The organism is Bradyrhizobium sp. 18BD (genome assembly GCF_054185225.1).
Window position 1 is genome coordinate 27,040 of sequence record NZ_JAVAYL010000029.1, and the last position, 16,452, is coordinate 43,491.

Here is a 16,452-nt window from a genome sequence, read left to right on the forward strand (position 1 = left end):
GACCCCCGCGTCCGCCCTGGAGATGGTTCCGGCCTCTCGTGAGCTACAGTCTCCACGCGGCTGCGTCGAGGGTCAATCTCCGCCTCAACCTGGCGGCGAATCGGTCTGCCGCAGCGTCGTGACCCAGATCACACGGGCCGCCTGCTGGGTCGGGTTGTCGAACATGTGCGGCACGATGCTGGGAAAGCGGAAACTGTCGCCGGCTTCCAGCAGATGCGCCTGGTTGTCGAGCCACAGCCGCAGGCTGCCGGACAGGATGTAGCCGGCCTTCTCGCCGGTGTGCTGCAGAAAGTCGGTGCCGGAGGAGGCGCCGGGATTGAGCGTGAGCTCGTAGAGCTCCATCTGCCCCTTGCCCTCCGGCGTGAGCGCTTCCTTGACGACGCCGCTGGCGGTGAGCCGCAGCAGGCGCCGGTTGTTCTTGCGCACGATGTAGCGCTGCACGTCGGCGGGATCGCTGGTCTCGAAGAAATAGGAGATGGGAACCTCGAGCGCGATGCTGAGCAGGCGCAGGGTGCGGATCGACGGCATCGCGCGCGCGCGTTCGAGCTGGCTGATCATGCCGTTGGACAGGCCGGTCTTGTTGGCGACGTCCTGGATCGACAGGCCGGCGCGCTGGCGTAGCAGCCGCACGGTTTCGCCGAGGCGCTGGTCGACCGCATCGTCGGCCTCGATCGACGGGGCCCCCTTCGGACCGTTGGTATCGCCGCGACCGTCCATGTCGCTCTCCCATGCATTCCCTCGCCGCCGGAATAGCCGGCGGGGTGTGAAAAGGTCGCGCATACTAGCAATGTGATTGACAGCTGTATTTAGTCATGATGAAATTTTGGCTGAAAAATTTAGAAGCACTAAAGCCCACTCCTGTCCCTTTGCCGGGGTCTCGGGGCGCGGGAGACGGTGCCGCGTGCGGGAACGGAGACTGATTATGGCAGACAGCACCGGCAAGTTCGGCGTTGGGGGACTGCATCATCTCGGCATTCCGAATCGCCGACAATTCTTCCAGCTTGGCGCAGGCGCCGCGGCGGGATGGACGCTTTCAGGCAGCGCGTTCGCGCAGACCGAACGTCCCACCAGTCCGCCGGACAAGCCGCGCGGGCAGGTGATCGCGGCGCTGTCGCAGGAGCCGACCGTCTTTCATCCCTTGATGCCCGGCATCGAGGTCGACCAGGGCATCTGGTGGCAGGTGTTTTCGCCGCTCTGGTTCATCGAGCCCGACGGCAAGTTCGTCCCTGATCTGGCGCGCGAGGTTCCGACGGTCGAGAACGGCGGCCTGTCGGCCGACGGTCTGACCTGGAAGATCAAGCTGCGCAGTGACGTGAAATGGCATGACGGCACGCCGTTCACAGCCGAGGACGTCAAGTTCTCGCTCGAGCTGATCAACAATCCCGACTTCCGCGTCCGTAACCGCGTCGGCCACAACCTCGTCAAGGACATCAAGGTCGTCGCGCCCGACGAGATCCACTGGCGGATGGAATCGCCCTATTCACCCTACATGTCGATCCTGTCGCTCACCTTCATCGTGCCCAAGCACATCCTGGAGAAGCTGACGGATCCGAACTCTTCGCCGTTCCACAACGCGCCTGTCGGCACCGGCCCGTTCCGCTGGGCCGAGCGCGTGCCCGGCGACCACATCCAGCTGAACGCGCACACCGGCTATCACGGCAAGGGACCTTACGTCGAACGCGTGGTCTTCAAGTACATCCCCGACCTCACCGTCCTCTACACCCAGTTCCGCACGGGGCAGGTCGACTACACCGGCCTGCAAGGCATCCTGCCGAATTTCGTGCAGGAGGCGAAGACGCTCAAGGGCCGCAAGATCTTCGTCTCGGCGACTTCTTCTGTGGAGCATGTCGCGCCCAATCTCGAATTCGGCCCCTTCGCCGATCGCACGGTGCGCGAGGCGCTGTATCTCGCCATCAACAAGCAGGCGATCATCGATGCGCTGAACTACGGCCTGCCGACGCAGACCGAGAGTTTCGTGCCGCAGCAGGCCTGGTCCTTCCAGCAGGGATTGCCGCAGCACAAATACGATCCCGCCAAGGCCAACGCGCTGCTCGATGCGGCCGGCTGGGTTCGCGGCTCCGGCGGCGTCCGCGAGAAGGGCGGCGTGAAGCTCGAATTCACCAACTCGACCACGTCGGGCAATGCGGTGCGCGAGCAGACCCAGCAGCTCCTGATCCAGGACTGGCGCGCGATCGGTGCTGCGATGCGCGTGAACAACATGCCGGCCGCCGTGATCTGGGGCGATTTCTGGCAGCAGTCCAAGTTCAACTCGGTGCTCGTGAACGTGAACTTCATGCTCGGCAGCGATCCCGACGTGACGCCGCGGTTCGGCTCCGGCGCGATTCCCGCCAAGGGCGGCCGCGGCTACAACACCTATCAGTACAAGAGCGCGGAGGCCGATCGTCTTCTTGCCGAAGGCGCCAGGCAGTTCGATCTCGTCCAGCGCAAGACGACCTATGGCGATCTGCAGAAGTTGATCCGCAACGACCTCGCGATCCTGCCGCTGTTCCAGGGCTTCATCGCCGAGGGCGTGAAGGAGGGGCTGCAGGGCTTCCGTCCCAACATCAACACCTCGATCAACTGCTGGAACATCCGCGAATGGTACTGGGCCTGATGCCTCAGGTTGGCTGGATCGCCTGAGATGGCCCGTTACGTCGTCAACCGTCTAGCGCAGGCGGTCATGCTGTTGGTGATCGTCTCCGCGATCGGCTTTGCCCTGCTGCATCTGGCGCCCGGCGGTCCGCTGTCGCAATTCGCGGCCTCCGCGCAGATGACGCAGGAGGATCTCGACCGCGTCACCAAGCAGCTCGGCCTCGATCGTCCGCTGCCGATCCAGTATCTCGACTGGTTCGGCCGCATGCTGAAGGGCGACTGGGGCAAGTCGTATCGCGATGGTGAGGCGGTGCTGTCGGTGATCTCCTCGCATCTCGGCGCGACGCTGGAGCTGATGACGACCGCGACCATCATCGCGGTGCTGCTCGGCTGCTGGATCGGCATACTTGGTGCGCTCCGGCGATATTCGCTGTTCGACTCGCTTGCCACCGTCGGCGCGATGATCGCGCTGTCGATCCCGACCTTCTGGTTCGGCCTCGTCACCATCTACGTGTTCTCCGTCAAGCTCGGCTGGCTGCCGGCCGGTAACCGCCAGACCATCGGCGACGGCTCGTTCCTCGACCTGCTGCATCATCTCATTGCGCCGGCCATGGTGCTGGCGCTGGTCGAGACCGCGATGTGGGGCCGCTTCATGCGTTCCTCCATGCTCGAGGTGATCAGCCAGGATTACATCCGCACTGCGCGCGCCAAGGGCATGCCGGAATGGCGCATTCTCACCGTGCACGCGCTCCGCAACGCGCTGCTGCCGATGATCACGGTCGCTGGCCTGCAGTTTCCGACGCTGCTCGGCGGCGCGCTGGTCGCCGAGACCGTGTTCACCTGGCCCGGCATGGGCCGGCTGTTCCTGGATTCCATCGGTTATCGCGACTATCCCGTGGTGATGGGCATCCTGATGTTCTCCGCGACCATGGTGCTGATCGGCTCGCTGATTGCCGACATCCTCTACGCCGTCGTCGATCCGCGCATCCGGGTGGGCTAGCATGACGGCTGCGACACTCTCCACCGTTCAGGTCGCGCCAGGCCAGGCCGCATGGCGGCGCTTCTGCCGGCACCGGCTCGCGCTCGCGGGTGCCGTGATCATCCTGGTGCTCGTGCTCGGCTCGGCATTCGGGCCTTATCTGCTGCCGTTCGACGACACCTATATCGACATCATGAAGCGGTTCGCGCCGCCGCTGTCGGGCGCGCACATTCTCGGCACCGACGAGCTCGGCCGCGACGTGCTGGCGCGGCTGATGATGGGCGGGCGGGTCTCGCTGTCGATCGGCATCGTCGCCATGGTGATCGCGATGGCGGCCGGCATCGCCGTCGGGGCCTTCGCCGGCTTTTATGGTGGCGTGGTCGGCGCGGTGCTGATGCGGCTCGTCGATGCCGTGCTGTGCTTTCCGACCATCTTCCTGCTGCTGGCGCTCGCCGCGCTCACCGAGCCCGGTCTCGTCACCACCACCATCCTGATCGCGGCCACCGCCTGGATGGCGGTGGCCCGCGTCGTCGAGGCCCAGGTGCGATCGCTGCGGGAGCGGGAGTTTGCCGTCGCCGCGCTCGCCTTCGGCTCGTCGAACCTGCGCATCATGTTCCGCGAGCTCGTGCCCAACGCGATCGCGCCGATCGTGGTGGCGGCGACGCTGAACGTCGCGAAAGCGATCCTGCTCGAATCCTATGTCAGCTATCTCGGCTACGGCATCCAGCCGCCGGCCGCGAGCTGGGGCAACATGCTCAACAACGCGCAGATTTACCTGACCAGTGCGCCGTGGCTTGCGATCGCGCCGGGCGTCGCCATCACGCTGGCGGTGACGAGCTTCAACTTTCTCGGCGACGGCCTGCGCGACGCGCTCGACCCGCGCCTGAACATCCCATGACAAGATCTCGATCGAACTGACCTCCAGGAGTGCACCATGTCCCCGCCGCTCACCCGTATCAACAGCGACGAACGCCTGCCGGCGCAGGCGGATGTCGTCGTCATCGGCGGCGGCGTGATCGGCGTCTCCGCGGCGTATCATCTCGCCAAGAAGGGCCTCTCGGTTGCCCTCGTCGAGAAGGGCCATGTCGGCGGCGAGCAGTCGAGCCGCAATTGGGGCTGGTGCCGCCAGCAAGGGCGTGCGCGTGAGGAGATCCCGCTGGCGCGTGAGGCGCTGCGGCTGTGGGAGGACATGCAGAACGACGCCGGCGTCGATGCCGGCTTCCGCCGCACCGGCGTGCTGTTCCTGACCAAGAGCAAGGACGAGCTTGCGAGCTGGGAGCGCTGGGCCGCGGTCGCGCGCGAGATGCAGGTGCATTCGACCGTGCTGACGCCGGCCGAGGTCGCCGAGCGCATGCCCGGCAATACCGACAAATGGGTCGGCGGCCTGCACACGCCGAGCGACGGCCGCGCCGAGCCGTCGATGGCGGTGCCTGCGCTCGCCACCGCCGCGCGAAAGCATGGCGTCACCATCCATCAGGGCTGCGCCGCGCGCGGGCTGGAGACGACCGGCGGCAAGGTCAGCGCCGTCGTCACCGAGAAGGGCACCATTCGCACGCAGGCAGTGCTGCTCTCTGGCGGTGCGTGGTCGTCGCTGTTCTGCCGCCGCCACGGCATCGAGCTGCCGATCGGTCTTGTCAACGCCACCGCATGCCGGACCACGCCGGCGCCGGAGATCACCTCCGGCGCGCTCGGCACCGATCTCTACTGCATTCGCCGCCGTCTCGACGGCGGCTTTACCCTAGCGCTGCGCAACCGCGGTACGGTCGAGCTGTCGCCCGACCTGTTTCGCTATGCGCGCACCTTCTGGCCGACCTATCTGCATCGCAAGAACGGGTTGAAGCTCTCGTTCGGCAGGTCGTTCTTCGACCAGATCATGCGCGGCACCAGCTGGAGCTTTGACAAGCCGTCGCCGTTCGAGACCGAACGCGTGCGCGATCCCGCGCCCGACATGTCGCTGGTCAACGCGGCGCTGGCCTCGCTGATCAAGGCGAACCCTGAGCTGAAGGACATCGAGATCGCGGAAGCCTGGGGCGGCACCATCGACTGTACGCCCGACACGATCCCCGTGATCTCGCCGGTGGATGCGCTGCCCGGCTTCTTCCTCGCCACCGGCTTCTCCGGTCATGGTTTCGGCATCGGACCCGCGGCCGGCAAGCTCGCCGCCGACATCGTCACCGGCGCGACGCCGCTGGTCGATCCCGAGCCCTACAGCCACAAGCGCATGATCGACGGCCGTCGGCTTGCGCCGGTCAGCCCGTTCTGAGGGCGGCATGAGCGTTCTCTACAAGGCCAACATGGTACGGGGCGCGGAATGGGCGACCTTCTTCGCCGAGCGCGCGCCTGATGTGCCGTTCCGGCTCTGGCCCGACATCGGTAACCCCGCGGACGTGCGCTATCTCGTGGCCTGGGTGCCGCCGGACGATATCGCGACGACCTTCCCCAATCTGGAGCTGGTCTTCTCGGTCGGCGCCGGCGTCGATCAATTCGATACCACCAAAGTTCCGGCGCACATTCCGCTGGTCCGCATGCTGGAGCCAGGGATCGCCGAAACCATGGTGGAATACGTCACCATGGCCGTGCTCGGCCTGCATCGCGATCTCCTGCACTTCATCAACCAGCAGAAGGAGCAGGTCTGGCGCGAGATCCGGATCACGCCGGCCAGGCGCCGGCGCGTCGGCGTGATGGGGCTCGGCCAGCTCGGCCAAGCCGTGCTCGAACGTCTCAAGGCGTTCGGCTTCCCGCTGTTCGGCTGGAATCGTTCGCCGCGCGAGATCGAAGGCGTGACCTGCTACGCCGGTGCGGACACCTTGCCAAAATTTCTCGAGCAGGCCGACATCCTCGTCTGCCTGTTGCCGCTGACCGACGAGACGCGCGGCATCCTCAACGCCGATCTGTTCGCGCGCCTGCCGCGTGGTGCGGGGCTCGTGAATGTCGGCCGTGGCCCGCATCTCGTTGAAGCCGACTTTCTCGCCGCGCTCGACAGCGGCGCGTTGTCCGGCGCTGTGCTCGACGTCGCCGATCCCGAGCCGCTGCCGGCGGGACATCCGTTCTGGAGCCACCCGCGCATCCTGCTGACGCCGCACAATGCCAGCATGACCACGCCGGATACGGCCGTCGATTTCGTGCTCGACGTCATCGCGCGCCACCGCCGCGGCGAAGAGCTGCCGGGGCGTGTCGATCGCACGCGGGGCTATTAGGATCATCGCATGAGCATCGGCGCAACCAGACCTGATCAAATCGCGGCCGAAGCGCAGGCACCGGTTCTGTCGGTCGCGGGCCTAACGACGTCGTTCCTGCGCGAGCGGCAATGGATCCCTGTTGTCCGTAACGTCTCGTTCGACATCGCGCCGCGCGAAACCGTGGCGATCGTTGGCGAGTCCGGCTCAGGCAAGAGCGTCACCGCGCTCTCCATCATGCGGCTCGTTCCGAAGGAGAACGGCCGCAGCGAGGGCCGCATCACGCTGGCCGGGCGCGATCTGTTGACGCTGCCCGAGGCGAGCATGAAGGACATCCGCGGCAACGACGTCGCCATGATCTTCCAGGAGCCGATGACGAGCCTCAATCCGGTGCTCACCATCGGCTTCCAGATCGCGGAGGCGCTGGTCCAGCATCGCGGCCTGTCGCGTGCGGCGGCGGAGGCCGAGACGATCCGCCTGCTCGACCGCGTCCGCATCCCCGCGGCGAAATCGCGTTTCCACGAGCATCCGCATCGCTTCTCCGGCGGCATGCGCCAGCGCGTGATGATCGCGATGGCGCTGGCCTGCAAGCCGAAGCTGCTGATCGCGGACGAGCCGACCACCGCGCTCGACGTCACCATCCAGGCCCAGATCCTGGAGCTCTTGAAGGAGCTTCAGCAGGAGGAGGGGATGTCGATCCTCTTCATCACCCACGACATGGGCGTGGTCGCCGAGATCGCGGACCGCACGGTGGTGATGTATGGCGGCCAGGCGGTGGAAAGCGATGCGACCGCGCGCATCTTCGCCGCGCCCTCGCACAATTACACGCGCGCGCTGCTCGCCGCCGTGCCGCGCCTCGGCTCGATGGACGGACGCACGCGGCCGATGCGGTTTCCGATCGTCGACAAGGTGACGGGCACTTCGGACGAGCCGGTAGAAACACCTGATACGGTCTCGACTGCGGAGCGTCCGCTGCTCGAGGTCGCGGGCCTCACCACACGCTTTCCGATCCGCTCGGGCCTGTTCGGAAAGGTCTCGGGCCGCGTCCATGCGGTCGAGAACATTTCCTTCACCTTGCGTGCCGGCGAAACGCTGGCGCTGGTCGGCGAGTCCGGCTGCGGCAAGTCGACGACGGGCCGCTCGATCCTCAAGCTGACGGAGCCCGACGCCGGCACGGTCCTGATCGACGGCCAGGACGTGCTGGCCATGAACGCCCGCACCTTGCGCGACTTCCGCAAGCACATGCAGATCGTGTTTCAGGATCCGTTCGCGAGCCTCAATCCGCGTATGTCGGTGGGCACGGCGATCGCCGCGCCCTTGCTCGCCAACGGGCTCGCCACGGCGTCGCAGGCGCGCGACAAGGTCGCCGATCTGCTCGTGCGCGTCGGCCTCACCGCCGACATGGCCGCGCGCTTCCCGCATGAATTCTCCGGCGGCCAGCGTCAGCGCATCTGTATCGCGCGCGCGCTCGCGCTCGGGCCCAAGCTGATCGTCGCGGACGAAGCGGTCTCCGCGCTCGATGTCTCGGTCAAGGCTCAGGTCGTGAACCTGATGCTCGACCTGCAGGCCAGCATGGGTCTCGCCTATCTCTTCATCTCGCACGACATCGCGGTGGTCGAGCGGATGAGCCATCGCGTTGCGGTGATGTATCTCGGCGAGATCGTCGAGATCGGCCCGCGCGCGGCCGTCTTCGGCAATCCGCAGCATCCCTATACCAAGAAGCTGATGGCCGCCGTGCCGGTGCCCGATCCGTCGCGCCGCGGCACCAAGCGTGGGGTTGCCAACGACGAGATCAGAAGCCCGGTGCGCGCGCCGGACTATCAGCCGCCTGTGCGGCAATACCGCGAAGTCTCGCCCGGTCACGTCGTGCAGGTCTGGGGCGAGGAGTGGTCGGTCTGACTGCGAGCTTCACACGTCCTTGTGACCGGATGGAGCGACAGAGAACAGCGATCTGTGAACCGCTTCATAGTCCATCCCTCACGTTTTGAACTATCACTCCCGCAAGAAATTGCCGCACCCGGCGCTAGCTGACAGACACGGGTGAGTTGCAATGCCTGCGCAGCGGCGTGCGCGCAGCCTTGGATTGGCTCTCGCTTCGCGAGCAAGCCAGCCCCATCACTCAGCACAGATCTTTCTGAAATTGGAATCAAGGGCATCGAGAACCGCGTCCCGGCAGATTCTATTCGGGGTCGGCCAGTAGGCTGCCAATTACTCAGAAGGAGCCCCCAATGAAGATCACCAGTGCAAGTTCGAGTGCATTTTCCCTCACAAGGTACGTCAGCGGTCTTGGGATCGCCCGTTCCAGTCTGATCAAGTCGGCCCATGTCCTTGAAAGAATTGGGCTGGCGGCCGTTGGAGCCTCTTGCGGCCTCTATGTGGGCGCGACCCTGTTGCGTCAGAAAGGCGGGCTGTTTGAAAGCGGCTGGATCGTGCTGATAACGATGCTCTACGGAGCTCTCAGCTATTATGTCGGAATTGACTTGTCCGGCAATCTCGCACGGCGGCCGAAATCGAGCATTTCGGAAGAATGGACCGGTTCGGAGTCGGCTGAAATCATGAGTGCGGCGGGAACGTTCGGCGCGGCGATCGCGGCAACTCTGGCCGTAAGCATTCTCGTCCTTGATCAAAATCTATCCAACGCCCTGATAGGCTTTGTTGCCGGCTGCTGGGCGGTTGGTTCTTCGCTTCAGGTTGCGGCGGGCACGATGGCTCGCAGCCATGAAGCGCCGTTGAAGGAGCAATGAAGGACGACGTCCCCTTGGCATTGCATTTGAGTATTTGAGCACAGGACGCAGTGTCGGTCGGTTTCAGATCTGGAGTGGGTCGTGACGACTCATCGCAACCTCTGCTGTCCAACGCCGCGTACCGGCGATGTTTGGTAGCACAGCCGTTCGCATCGGGTCGTGTCGCGACCGAAGCATCATCGGTAACGAGTAACCTAATTTTTCGTAAGACAAACAAGACGTGCCATCATGGTGACGTTGGGATATTGTCTCGGCGCGGCCGTGGTCCAAGATTCTGCTAATCGCCAGCCATAAGATGGGTGAGCCATGCAGATTGCGGAGTGGCTCGAGAAGCTGGGGCTTGGGCAATACGCGGAGCGTTTTGCCCAAAACGGGATCGACGTTGACGTCCTCCCGGAGTTGATGGACGAGGACTTTGACAAGCTCGGAGTCCTGCTCGGTCATCGCCGCAAAATGCTGCGCGCCATTGCCGACCTCGATCCGGCCGCATTGATCGCATCGCCGGCTCCTCCTCACGACGCCGAGCGGCGGCACCTCACCGTCATGTTTTGCGATCTGGTCGGCTCGACTATGCTCTCGGCGCGCCTCGATCCCGAGGATATGTGGGAAGTGATCCGGGTCTACCGCGCCGCTTGCGCGCAGGTCATTGCCGCTTATGACGGTAGGATCGCCAGGTTCGTGGGTGACGGAATACTCGTCTATTTCGGCTATCCGCGTGCCCACGAAGATGATGCGGAGCGCGCGGTGCGCGCGGGTCTCGACATCATCTCCGCGATTCGCCAGCTCGAAACAGGCGCCGGCGAACGGGTGGAGCTGCGGATTGCAGTTGCGACCGGGCTCGTCGTGGTGGGCGACCTCATCAGTGGAGATGCGTCGGAGGAGCACGCGACCATCGGCGATACGCCAAATCTCGCGGCTCGGCTTCAGAGCCTCGCGGAGCCCGGGGTGGTCGTCGTTGCGTCATCGACTCGCCGGCTGCTTGGCGATCTTTTCACTTTTCGCAATCTCGGACGCCGCGAAGTCAAGGGGATAGGCGAACCCATCGCGGTGTGGGCGGTGGAAGGAGCGACCGCATCCGAGAGCCGCTTCGAGGCGGTCCGTGCCGCGCGCTCGATCGGCTTTGTCGGCCGCAAGGATGAGATCGAATTCATCCTCTCGCGCCAGCGGGAGGCATGGCAGGGCCACGGTCAGATCGTATTGATCTCCGGCGAGGCGGGTATCGGCAAGTCGCGCATCGTTGCAACGCTGTCCGAAAGTCCCTCGTTGGGGACGCACCGTCGCGTGCGATATCAATGTTCACCTTATCATACAAACAGCGCGCTCCATCCCTTTGTCGCGCAGCTCGAGCGCGCCGCCGGAATCCGCGCGCACGACACGCCAGAGCAAAGGCTCGACAAGCTCGAGGCAATGCTGGCGCTTGGAACCCAGCAGGTCGCCCGGGCAACGCCGCTCATTGCGGCGCTGCTCTCGATTCCAACCGGCGACCATTGCCCGCCCCTTGGCTTGAGTCCGGCGCAGCAGCGGCGACAGACATTTGCCGTCCTCCTCGATCAGCTCGAGGGGTTGGCGCGAGGTCAGCCTCTGTTGATCATCTGCGAGGATCTGCATTGGGCCGATGCCACGAGCCTCGAGCTGTTTGATCTCGCAGTCGATCGGATCAGGGCATTGCCGATCCTCGTGCTCATGACATCCCGGCCTGAGTTCGAGCCTTCCTGGTCGGGCCTTGCCAATGTCGGCCTGTTGCGGCTCGACCGGCTCGATCGGCAGGACACGCGCGCGCTGGTGGAACAGGTGGTTGTCGGCCGCCAGCTGCCACGCGAGATGATGAAGCAGATCATCGACAGGACGGATGGCGTCCCGCTATTCGTCGAGGAACTGACCAAGATGGTGCTGGAGTCCGGCCTGCTGGTCGAAGATGCGGGGCGCTATCGCCTGAATAGTCCGCTCCCGCCGCTCGCTATTCCCGCCACGTTGCAGGATTCGCTGATGGCGCGGCTCGACCGGCTCGCTCCAGTCAAGGAGGTGGCGCAGATAGGCGCCGCCATCGGCCGCGACTTCTCATATGCGCTGCTGAAGTACGTGGCGGGACGCGATGATCGGACGCTGAGTGCTGCGCTACAACAACTTGAAGAGGCCGAACTGCTGCTTCGCCGTGGGGCTCCGCCCGACGCAAACTATAGTTTCAAGCACGCCCTCGTTCAGGAAGCGGCCTATGAGAGTCTGCTCAAGAGCAAACGGCAGCTGCTTCACACGAGAATTGGCGAGGTCCTGCGTGAGAAGTTTCCGGTCGTCGCCGAGAACGAGCCGGAAGTTCTGGCGCATCACTTCACTGAAGCGGGGCTGAGCGAGGTAGCGCTCGAATGGTGGCGCAAGGCGGGCCAGCAGGCGCTGAAGCGCTCTGCCTATGCCGAGGCGGTCGCGCATCTCGGCAAGGCCGTTGCGACCGCTGACGAACTGCCTGACGAGCCCCGCCGGACGATGACCAGGCTGCATCTTCAAATCTCATATGGCCGTGCACTAAGGGGCAGCCTCGGGCACAGCGCTCCCGAAACGATCGCGGCATGGACGCGTGCGCGCCGGTTCGCAGCCGACATCGACGATCCCGTTGAACTTGCGCCTGTTCATTCGGGCCTCTTCAATGCCTGCCTGACACACGGCGAAGTCGCTCGGATGCGGGAGCTGGCGGATGCCATCAGGAGCGCCGCTGACCGGCGACCGGACTCGCCGGTGGCGGCCGTGGTTGCCCATTGGACGAGCGGCGTCACCTGCTGGTTCGGCGGCGAATATGTGAACGCGCGAACGCATCTCGAGCAGGCGCTGGCCATCTATGGTGCCGAACCGGATCCCGCGACATTCAGGGCTTCGGCACTGGATCTGCCGTTCGTGATCATGAGATTCCTTGCCCTGGTGCTCTGGCCGCTCGGTCTCACTGCACGCGCGCGCAAGCTCGCCGCCGAAGCGGTGGGTGCGTCGGGAGAAACACGGGCGCTTTCCCGGGCCAATGCGCTGGTCCATCGCGCTGTGTTCGACGGCGTATGCGGGGGCATGTTGCAGCAAACGGAGACGATCTTGGCGCTCGGTCTCGCGCGCGACCACACGATGCCGCTGTATGTGGCCGCGGGCACCTACCTGAATGGACTGGCCAGGTGGCGTGCCGGCGACCGAGTGGCCGGACTGGCGGACATGCGTCACGGCTGGACCTTGCTGCACGAGAACGATTGCTACCTCTGCGAACCGTTTTGGGGCCTGCATGTCGCCGTAGCGAATGCAGAGATGGGCCAGGTCGAAACAGGGCTCGACATCCTGAACGAACTGATCGCGGGGACCGGGCAGTCCGGCCAGCATTGGCTTGATGCCGAGCTGCATCGTGTCCGCGGAAAGCTTTTATGGCGTCATGATTCTTCAGACCAATCCAGTGCCGAGGTCGACTTCAAGCGAGCGCTGGAAATCGCGCGACACCAGCAGACGAAGACCTTCGAGCTGCGCAGCGCGCTTGAATTTGCCCGCCTGCACAAGACAAACGGCCGAGCAGGTGCGGTATCCGAAGTGCTCGCGCCCGTGTTCGCTGAACTCGAGGCGGAGCGCAACCTTCCTGAATTGGCGGAAGCGAAAGAGCTGCTCGCGCAAGAGCATGAGGCCCGCGCCGTTTCCCTGGCGGGTCGTCCTGGTGGCGGGGAATGACAGTTACGAGTTCACGTGCACGAAATCCCGCAGCAGCGGATAGATCTCGTTGTTCCAGCGCTTGCCGGAGAACACGCCGTAATGGCCGACGCCGGCCTGCATGTGATGGACGCGGCGATAGGCGCGCACGCCGGTGCAGAGGTCTTGCGCCGCCAGCGTCTGGCCGATCGAGCAGATGTCGTCCTTCTCGCCCTCGACCGTCATCAGCCCCATGCGGCTGACGGCCTTGGTGTTCACGGGCCGGCCGCGGTGCATCAGCTTGCCCTGCGGCAGGAGATGCTCCTGGAACACGTCGCGCACGGTCTCGATGTAGAACTCGGCCGGCAGGTCCATTACCGCGAAATATTCGTCGTAGAAGGTCTTGATCGTCGCAGCCTTGTCCTTCTCGCCCTTGGCGATGTGATTGGCGAGGTCCATGTGCTGCTTGATATGGCGCTCGAGGTTCATCGACACGAAGGCGGTGAGCTGCACGAAGCCGGGATAGACCTTGCGAAGCGCGCCGCGGCACTGCATCGGCACGTAGTTGATCAGGTTCCGCTCGAACCAGTCGATCGGCCTGCTCTTGGCGAACTCGTTGACCCTGGTCGGCTGGATCCGCGTGTCGATGGGACCTGCCATCAGCGTCAGCGTCGCGGGTCGTGACGGATGATTGCCCTCGCACATGACCGCCGCGGCGGCGAGCGCGGAGACCGACGGCTGGCAGATCGCGACCATGTGAGGGCGCGGGCCGAGCTGACCGAGGAAATCGATCAGATGATCGGTGTAGTCGTCGAGCCCGAAGCGGCCTTCGGTGCGCGGGATGTCGCGCGGATTGTGCCAGTCGGTGATGTAGACGTCGTGGTCCTGCAGCAGCGTCTTGACGGTGCCGCGCAAGAGCGTGGCGAAATGGCCGGACATCGGCGCCACCAGCAGCATGCGCGGCTGCTCCGGCGCGCCGTCTTTCTTGAAATGCAGCAGCGAGCCGAACGGCGTCGCGTAGGCGATCTCCTCGGTGATACCGACCTCGCGGTTGCCCACCATGACGCTGTCGATGCCATAGGCAGGACGGTCATAGGTGAGGGTGGAGCGCGAGATCAGCTCCAGCGCCGCCGAGAGCCGGCCGATCACCTGGTCCGACACGCCCTGCGGTACCAGGTTGAGGAATTTGAGCGCGGACGAGGCGCCCGTCCGAAACGGCGCCGTCAAATCCATGTGGTTCTGAAAGGCCTGATAATACATCGACATCATTCTGAAACGCCCACCTGTCCCGATGCTGCCATGCAATATCGAAGCCAAACGGGACCAGGGGCGCCCGCAAAATTGGCACGTCGCTTGCTGCTCCTTTCGCGGGAAGCACAGGTAATGGGCACGCCGCGGGCCGGGGCGGGCTGCCAGTGACAGGCGTTGAGGAAGGGCGAAATGGCGAAGGCGACACTGACCATCAGCAGCAAGAACTACTCGTCCTGGTCGCTGCGCGGCTGGCTGCTGACGAAGTTTTCCGGGCTCGATTTCGAGGAGATCGTGACCGCGCCGGACGACGCATCGGCGCGCGCGGAAATCCTGCTGCTGTCGTCGTCGATCCTGGTGCCGTGCCTGCGGCACGAAGGCGCCGTGGTCTGGGATACGCTGGCGATCGCCGAATATCTCAACGAGGTGATGCCGGATGCCGGGCTGTTGCCCGATGACCGTGCCCAGCGCGCCCATTGCCGCTCGATTTGCGGCGAAATCCATTCCGGCTTCACCACGCTGCGCGCCTCGCTGCCGGTCAACCTGAAGGGACACTTCCCCGGCTTCAAGATCTGGTCGCGCGCGCAGGCCGATATCGACCGCGTCTGGTTCATCTGGCGCGACTGCCTGGAGAAGTCCGGCGGCCCGTTCCTGTTCGGTGCGCGGCGCACCATGGCGGATGCGATGTACGCGCCCGTGGTGACGCGCTTCGTGACCTATGACGTCAAGCTCGAGCCGCGCCTGAAGGCTTATGCCGATACCATCATGGCCATGCCCGAGATGAAGGAATGGATCGCGGCGGCCAAGGAAGAGCCGGCCGAGATCGAGGAGCTCGAGGTCGAATATTAGGCAGACCCGGCGCCACGCTGCCCGTTTCGGGGGCGGGGGCCTCCCCGGGGTGGCGAGCGAGCCATGCCTTTTCCGCCGTTAACCTTTGGCGCCGGCGGCGGGGCCGCGCCAGTCCGCCCGTCCAGTAGATATTGTGCGCGCTGGCAAACCTATATCGACATCTAGCCGTGAACAGCCGCGTACGGAACGATTCGGCTGATTCGGACGTGATTCGTTCGGGCCGCGTTCCGTTCGTTAAGCCGGAGCGCGGCTCCGTTGCATTTTGAAACAGCCGCCGCCGTCAGGCGAGGCCCGAATGCTTCACGCGTGGCAGGCGCCAGCCGATGACGGTCGCTTCGACCGCGACGCCGGCATCGTGGTTCTGCCAGCGTCCTCCGACGTAACGGCAGGCGAACGGCAGTTGATACGTTCCGCTATGGTCCTCACAGAGCACTTCGACCGGCAGTCCAGGTGGCGGCTCTCCGGCGCCATCGAATTCCGCCAGACGTCTATCGCGCGTTGCCATTCCAAAAATCTCCCCTAAACAAAGCCGCGGAAAGAGTGCCCACTTCTCCCGCATGCGGATCATCGTTCCCCGTCCGAGGGAACAACCCAAGCTCAACGCGAGAATGCGGTACGAGTGTGGTAGCCTCGTGCGGCTGCGCGCAAACAGCGCACATTGCCGTGATCAATTTGACGAGGAACCCCTGCATGCTGCTTCGAAACGCCGGTGTTTGTTTCGCGATGTTGCTGCTTGCCGCGCTGGCGGCCCCGCCGGTCCGCGCGCAGGACGTACCCGGCATCGAGATCTGCACCGTCGAGAAGACCATGGAGCGGCGCACGAGCTGCCTGCAGAGCAATGTCGACTTCCTGCAGAAGACGATCACCAAGCTCAACCTCGATCATCAGCAGAAGCTGGACGCCGCGGGTCGCCAGATCGACGCGTTGAAGGTGACGGTGGCCGGCTTGCAGAAGACGCTCGGTGATCTCCAGACCGCGCAGGCGAAGTTCACTGAGGATTTGAAGAAGAAGCAGGACGCGCCGCCGCCGAAGGATGCGAAGGACAAGTAGGGTGGGTTAGCCCCGCGGCTGCGCGAAGCGCAGTCCGCCGGGCGTAACCCACCATGCTTCAGCGAATGCGGGACGAAGTTGGTGGATTACGCCTTCGGCTAATCCACCCTACGATTTCTGATGTGCTGCACTGCATCCGCAGAGAGCAATCCTGATCAAGCGCGCGGTGGCGGCG

Annotated in this window: 13 protein-coding genes; 10 read left to right on the plus strand and 3 right to left on the minus strand. The window is 64.6% G+C overall.

The window, feature by feature from the left end:
• Positions 1-84: 84 nt before the first annotated feature.
• On the minus strand, positions 85-717 hold the full coding sequence (locus tag RAD16_RS36525; protein ID WP_458162716.1) for a cupin domain-containing protein: 633 nt from the start codon (positions 715-717) through the stop codon (positions 85-87).
• A 205-nt stretch (positions 718-922) separates the two neighbouring features.
• On the opposite strand from RAD16_RS36525, the gene RAD16_RS36530 reads away from it, so the two are divergent.
• The 8 genes from RAD16_RS36530 to RAD16_RS36565 all read left to right on the plus strand — a co-directional run bounded on the left by RAD16_RS36530 (position 923) and on the right by RAD16_RS36565 (position 13,172).
• Positions 923-2,614 carry a peptide ABC transporter substrate-binding protein gene (locus RAD16_RS36530; protein WP_458162718.1) on the plus strand — a complete coding sequence of 564 codons (1,692 nt, stop codon included), beginning with the start codon at positions 923-925 and terminating at the stop codon, positions 2,612-2,614.
• A 27-nt stretch (positions 2,615-2,641) separates the two neighbouring features.
• Positions 2,642-3,592: an ABC transporter permease gene (locus tag RAD16_RS36535; protein ID WP_458162720.1), complete on the plus strand. Its 951-nt coding sequence runs from the start codon at positions 2,642-2,644 to the stop codon at positions 3,590-3,592.
• A gap of 1 nt (position 3,593) precedes the next feature.
• Positions 3,594-4,469 (plus strand): ABC transporter permease, encoded by an 876-nt coding sequence (locus RAD16_RS36540; RefSeq protein WP_458162721.1) that lies wholly within the window; start codon positions 3,594-3,596, stop codon positions 4,467-4,469.
• A 36-nt stretch (positions 4,470-4,505) separates the two neighbouring features.
• Positions 4,506-5,834 carry an NAD(P)/FAD-dependent oxidoreductase gene (locus tag RAD16_RS36545; protein WP_458162722.1) on the plus strand — a complete coding sequence of 443 codons (1,329 nt, stop codon included), beginning with the start codon at positions 4,506-4,508 and terminating at the stop codon, positions 5,832-5,834.
• Positions 5,835-5,841: 7 nt separating this feature from the next.
• Positions 5,842-6,768, plus strand: a complete 927-nt coding sequence (locus tag RAD16_RS36550; RefSeq protein ID WP_458162723.1) for a 2-hydroxyacid dehydrogenase — start codon at positions 5,842-5,844, stop codon at positions 6,766-6,768.
• 9 nt (positions 6,769-6,777) lie between these two features.
• Positions 6,778-8,646, plus strand: coding sequence for an ABC transporter ATP-binding protein (locus RAD16_RS36555; protein ID WP_458162725.1), 1,869 nt, complete (start codon positions 6,778-6,780; stop codon positions 8,644-8,646).
• 329 nt (positions 8,647-8,975) lie between these two features.
• Positions 8,976-9,491 carry a hypothetical protein gene (locus RAD16_RS36560; protein ID WP_458162726.1) on the plus strand — a complete coding sequence of 172 codons (516 nt, stop codon included), beginning with the start codon at positions 8,976-8,978 and terminating at the stop codon, positions 9,489-9,491.
• A 306-nt stretch (positions 9,492-9,797) separates the two neighbouring features.
• A complete protein-coding gene (locus RAD16_RS36565) occupies positions 9,798-13,172 on the plus strand; it encodes an adenylate/guanylate cyclase domain-containing protein (protein ID WP_458162727.1) in 3,375 nt (1,124 codons plus the stop codon).
• Between the two features lie 3 nt (positions 13,173-13,175).
• Here the strand turns inward: RAD16_RS36565 and RAD16_RS36570 are convergent, their stop codons facing one another.
• Complete coding sequence (locus RAD16_RS36570) at positions 13,176-14,399, minus strand: polyhydroxyalkanoate depolymerase (protein WP_458162728.1); 1,224 nt, start codon at positions 14,397-14,399, stop codon at positions 13,176-13,178.
• Between the two features lie 171 nt (positions 14,400-14,570).
• On the opposite strand from RAD16_RS36570, the gene RAD16_RS36575 reads away from it, so the two are divergent.
• Positions 14,571-15,227 (plus strand): glutathione S-transferase family protein, encoded by a 657-nt coding sequence (locus RAD16_RS36575; RefSeq protein WP_458162729.1) that lies wholly within the window; start codon positions 14,571-14,573, stop codon positions 15,225-15,227.
• A gap of 280 nt (positions 15,228-15,507) precedes the next feature.
• On the opposite strand, the gene RAD16_RS36580 is transcribed toward RAD16_RS36575, so the two are convergent.
• The gene (locus tag RAD16_RS36580) at positions 15,508-15,732 is read right to left on the minus strand and encodes a hypothetical protein (protein WP_458162730.1); all 225 of its coding nucleotides are present in this window, start codon (positions 15,730-15,732) and stop codon (positions 15,508-15,510) included.
• A gap of 185 nt (positions 15,733-15,917) precedes the next feature.
• Between RAD16_RS36580 and RAD16_RS36585 the strand changes: the two genes are divergently transcribed.
• Entirely contained in the window at positions 15,918-16,277 is a 360-nt protein-coding gene (locus tag RAD16_RS36585; protein WP_458162731.1) for a hypothetical protein, read from the plus strand.
• Positions 16,278-16,452: the final 175 nt, after the last annotated feature.

What these genes read in the sequence shown, in the direction of transcription:
- RAD16_RS36540 (WP_458162721.1), top strand. Translation starts at nt 3,594, where the DNA reads ATGACGGCTGCGACACTCTCCACCGTTCAGGTCGCGCCAGGCCAGGCC.
- RAD16_RS36555 (WP_458162725.1), top strand. Translation starts at nt 6,778, where the DNA reads ATGAGCATCGGCGCAACCAGACCTGATCAAATCGCGGCCGAAGCGCAG.
- RAD16_RS36560 (WP_458162726.1), top strand. Translation starts at nt 8,976, where the DNA reads ATGAAGATCACCAGTGCAAGTTCGAGTGCATTTTCCCTCACAAGGTAC.
- RAD16_RS36550 (WP_458162723.1), top strand. Translation starts at nt 5,842, where the DNA reads ATGAGCGTTCTCTACAAGGCCAACATGGTACGGGGCGCGGAATGGGCG.
- RAD16_RS36530 (WP_458162718.1), top strand. Translation starts at nt 923, where the DNA reads ATGGCAGACAGCACCGGCAAGTTCGGCGTTGGGGGACTGCATCATCTC.
- RAD16_RS36525 (WP_458162716.1), bottom strand. Translation starts at nt 717, where the DNA reads ATGGACGGTCGCGGCGATACCAACGGTCCGAAGGGGGCCCCGTCGATC.
- RAD16_RS36570 (WP_458162728.1), bottom strand. Translation starts at nt 14,399, where the DNA reads ATGATGTCGATGTATTATCAGGCCTTTCAGAACCACATGGATTTGACG.
- RAD16_RS36535 (WP_458162720.1), top strand. Translation starts at nt 2,642, where the DNA reads ATGGCCCGTTACGTCGTCAACCGTCTAGCGCAGGCGGTCATGCTGTTG.
- RAD16_RS36585 (WP_458162731.1), top strand. Translation starts at nt 15,918, where the DNA reads ATGCTGCTTCGAAACGCCGGTGTTTGTTTCGCGATGTTGCTGCTTGCC.
- RAD16_RS36565 (WP_458162727.1), top strand. Translation starts at nt 9,798, where the DNA reads ATGCAGATTGCGGAGTGGCTCGAGAAGCTGGGGCTTGGGCAATACGCG.
- RAD16_RS36575 (WP_458162729.1), top strand. Translation starts at nt 14,571, where the DNA reads ATGGCGAAGGCGACACTGACCATCAGCAGCAAGAACTACTCGTCCTGG.
- RAD16_RS36580 (WP_458162730.1), bottom strand. Translation starts at nt 15,732, where the DNA reads ATGGCAACGCGCGATAGACGTCTGGCGGAATTCGATGGCGCCGGAGAG.
- RAD16_RS36545 (WP_458162722.1), top strand. Translation starts at nt 4,506, where the DNA reads ATGTCCCCGCCGCTCACCCGTATCAACAGCGACGAACGCCTGCCGGCG.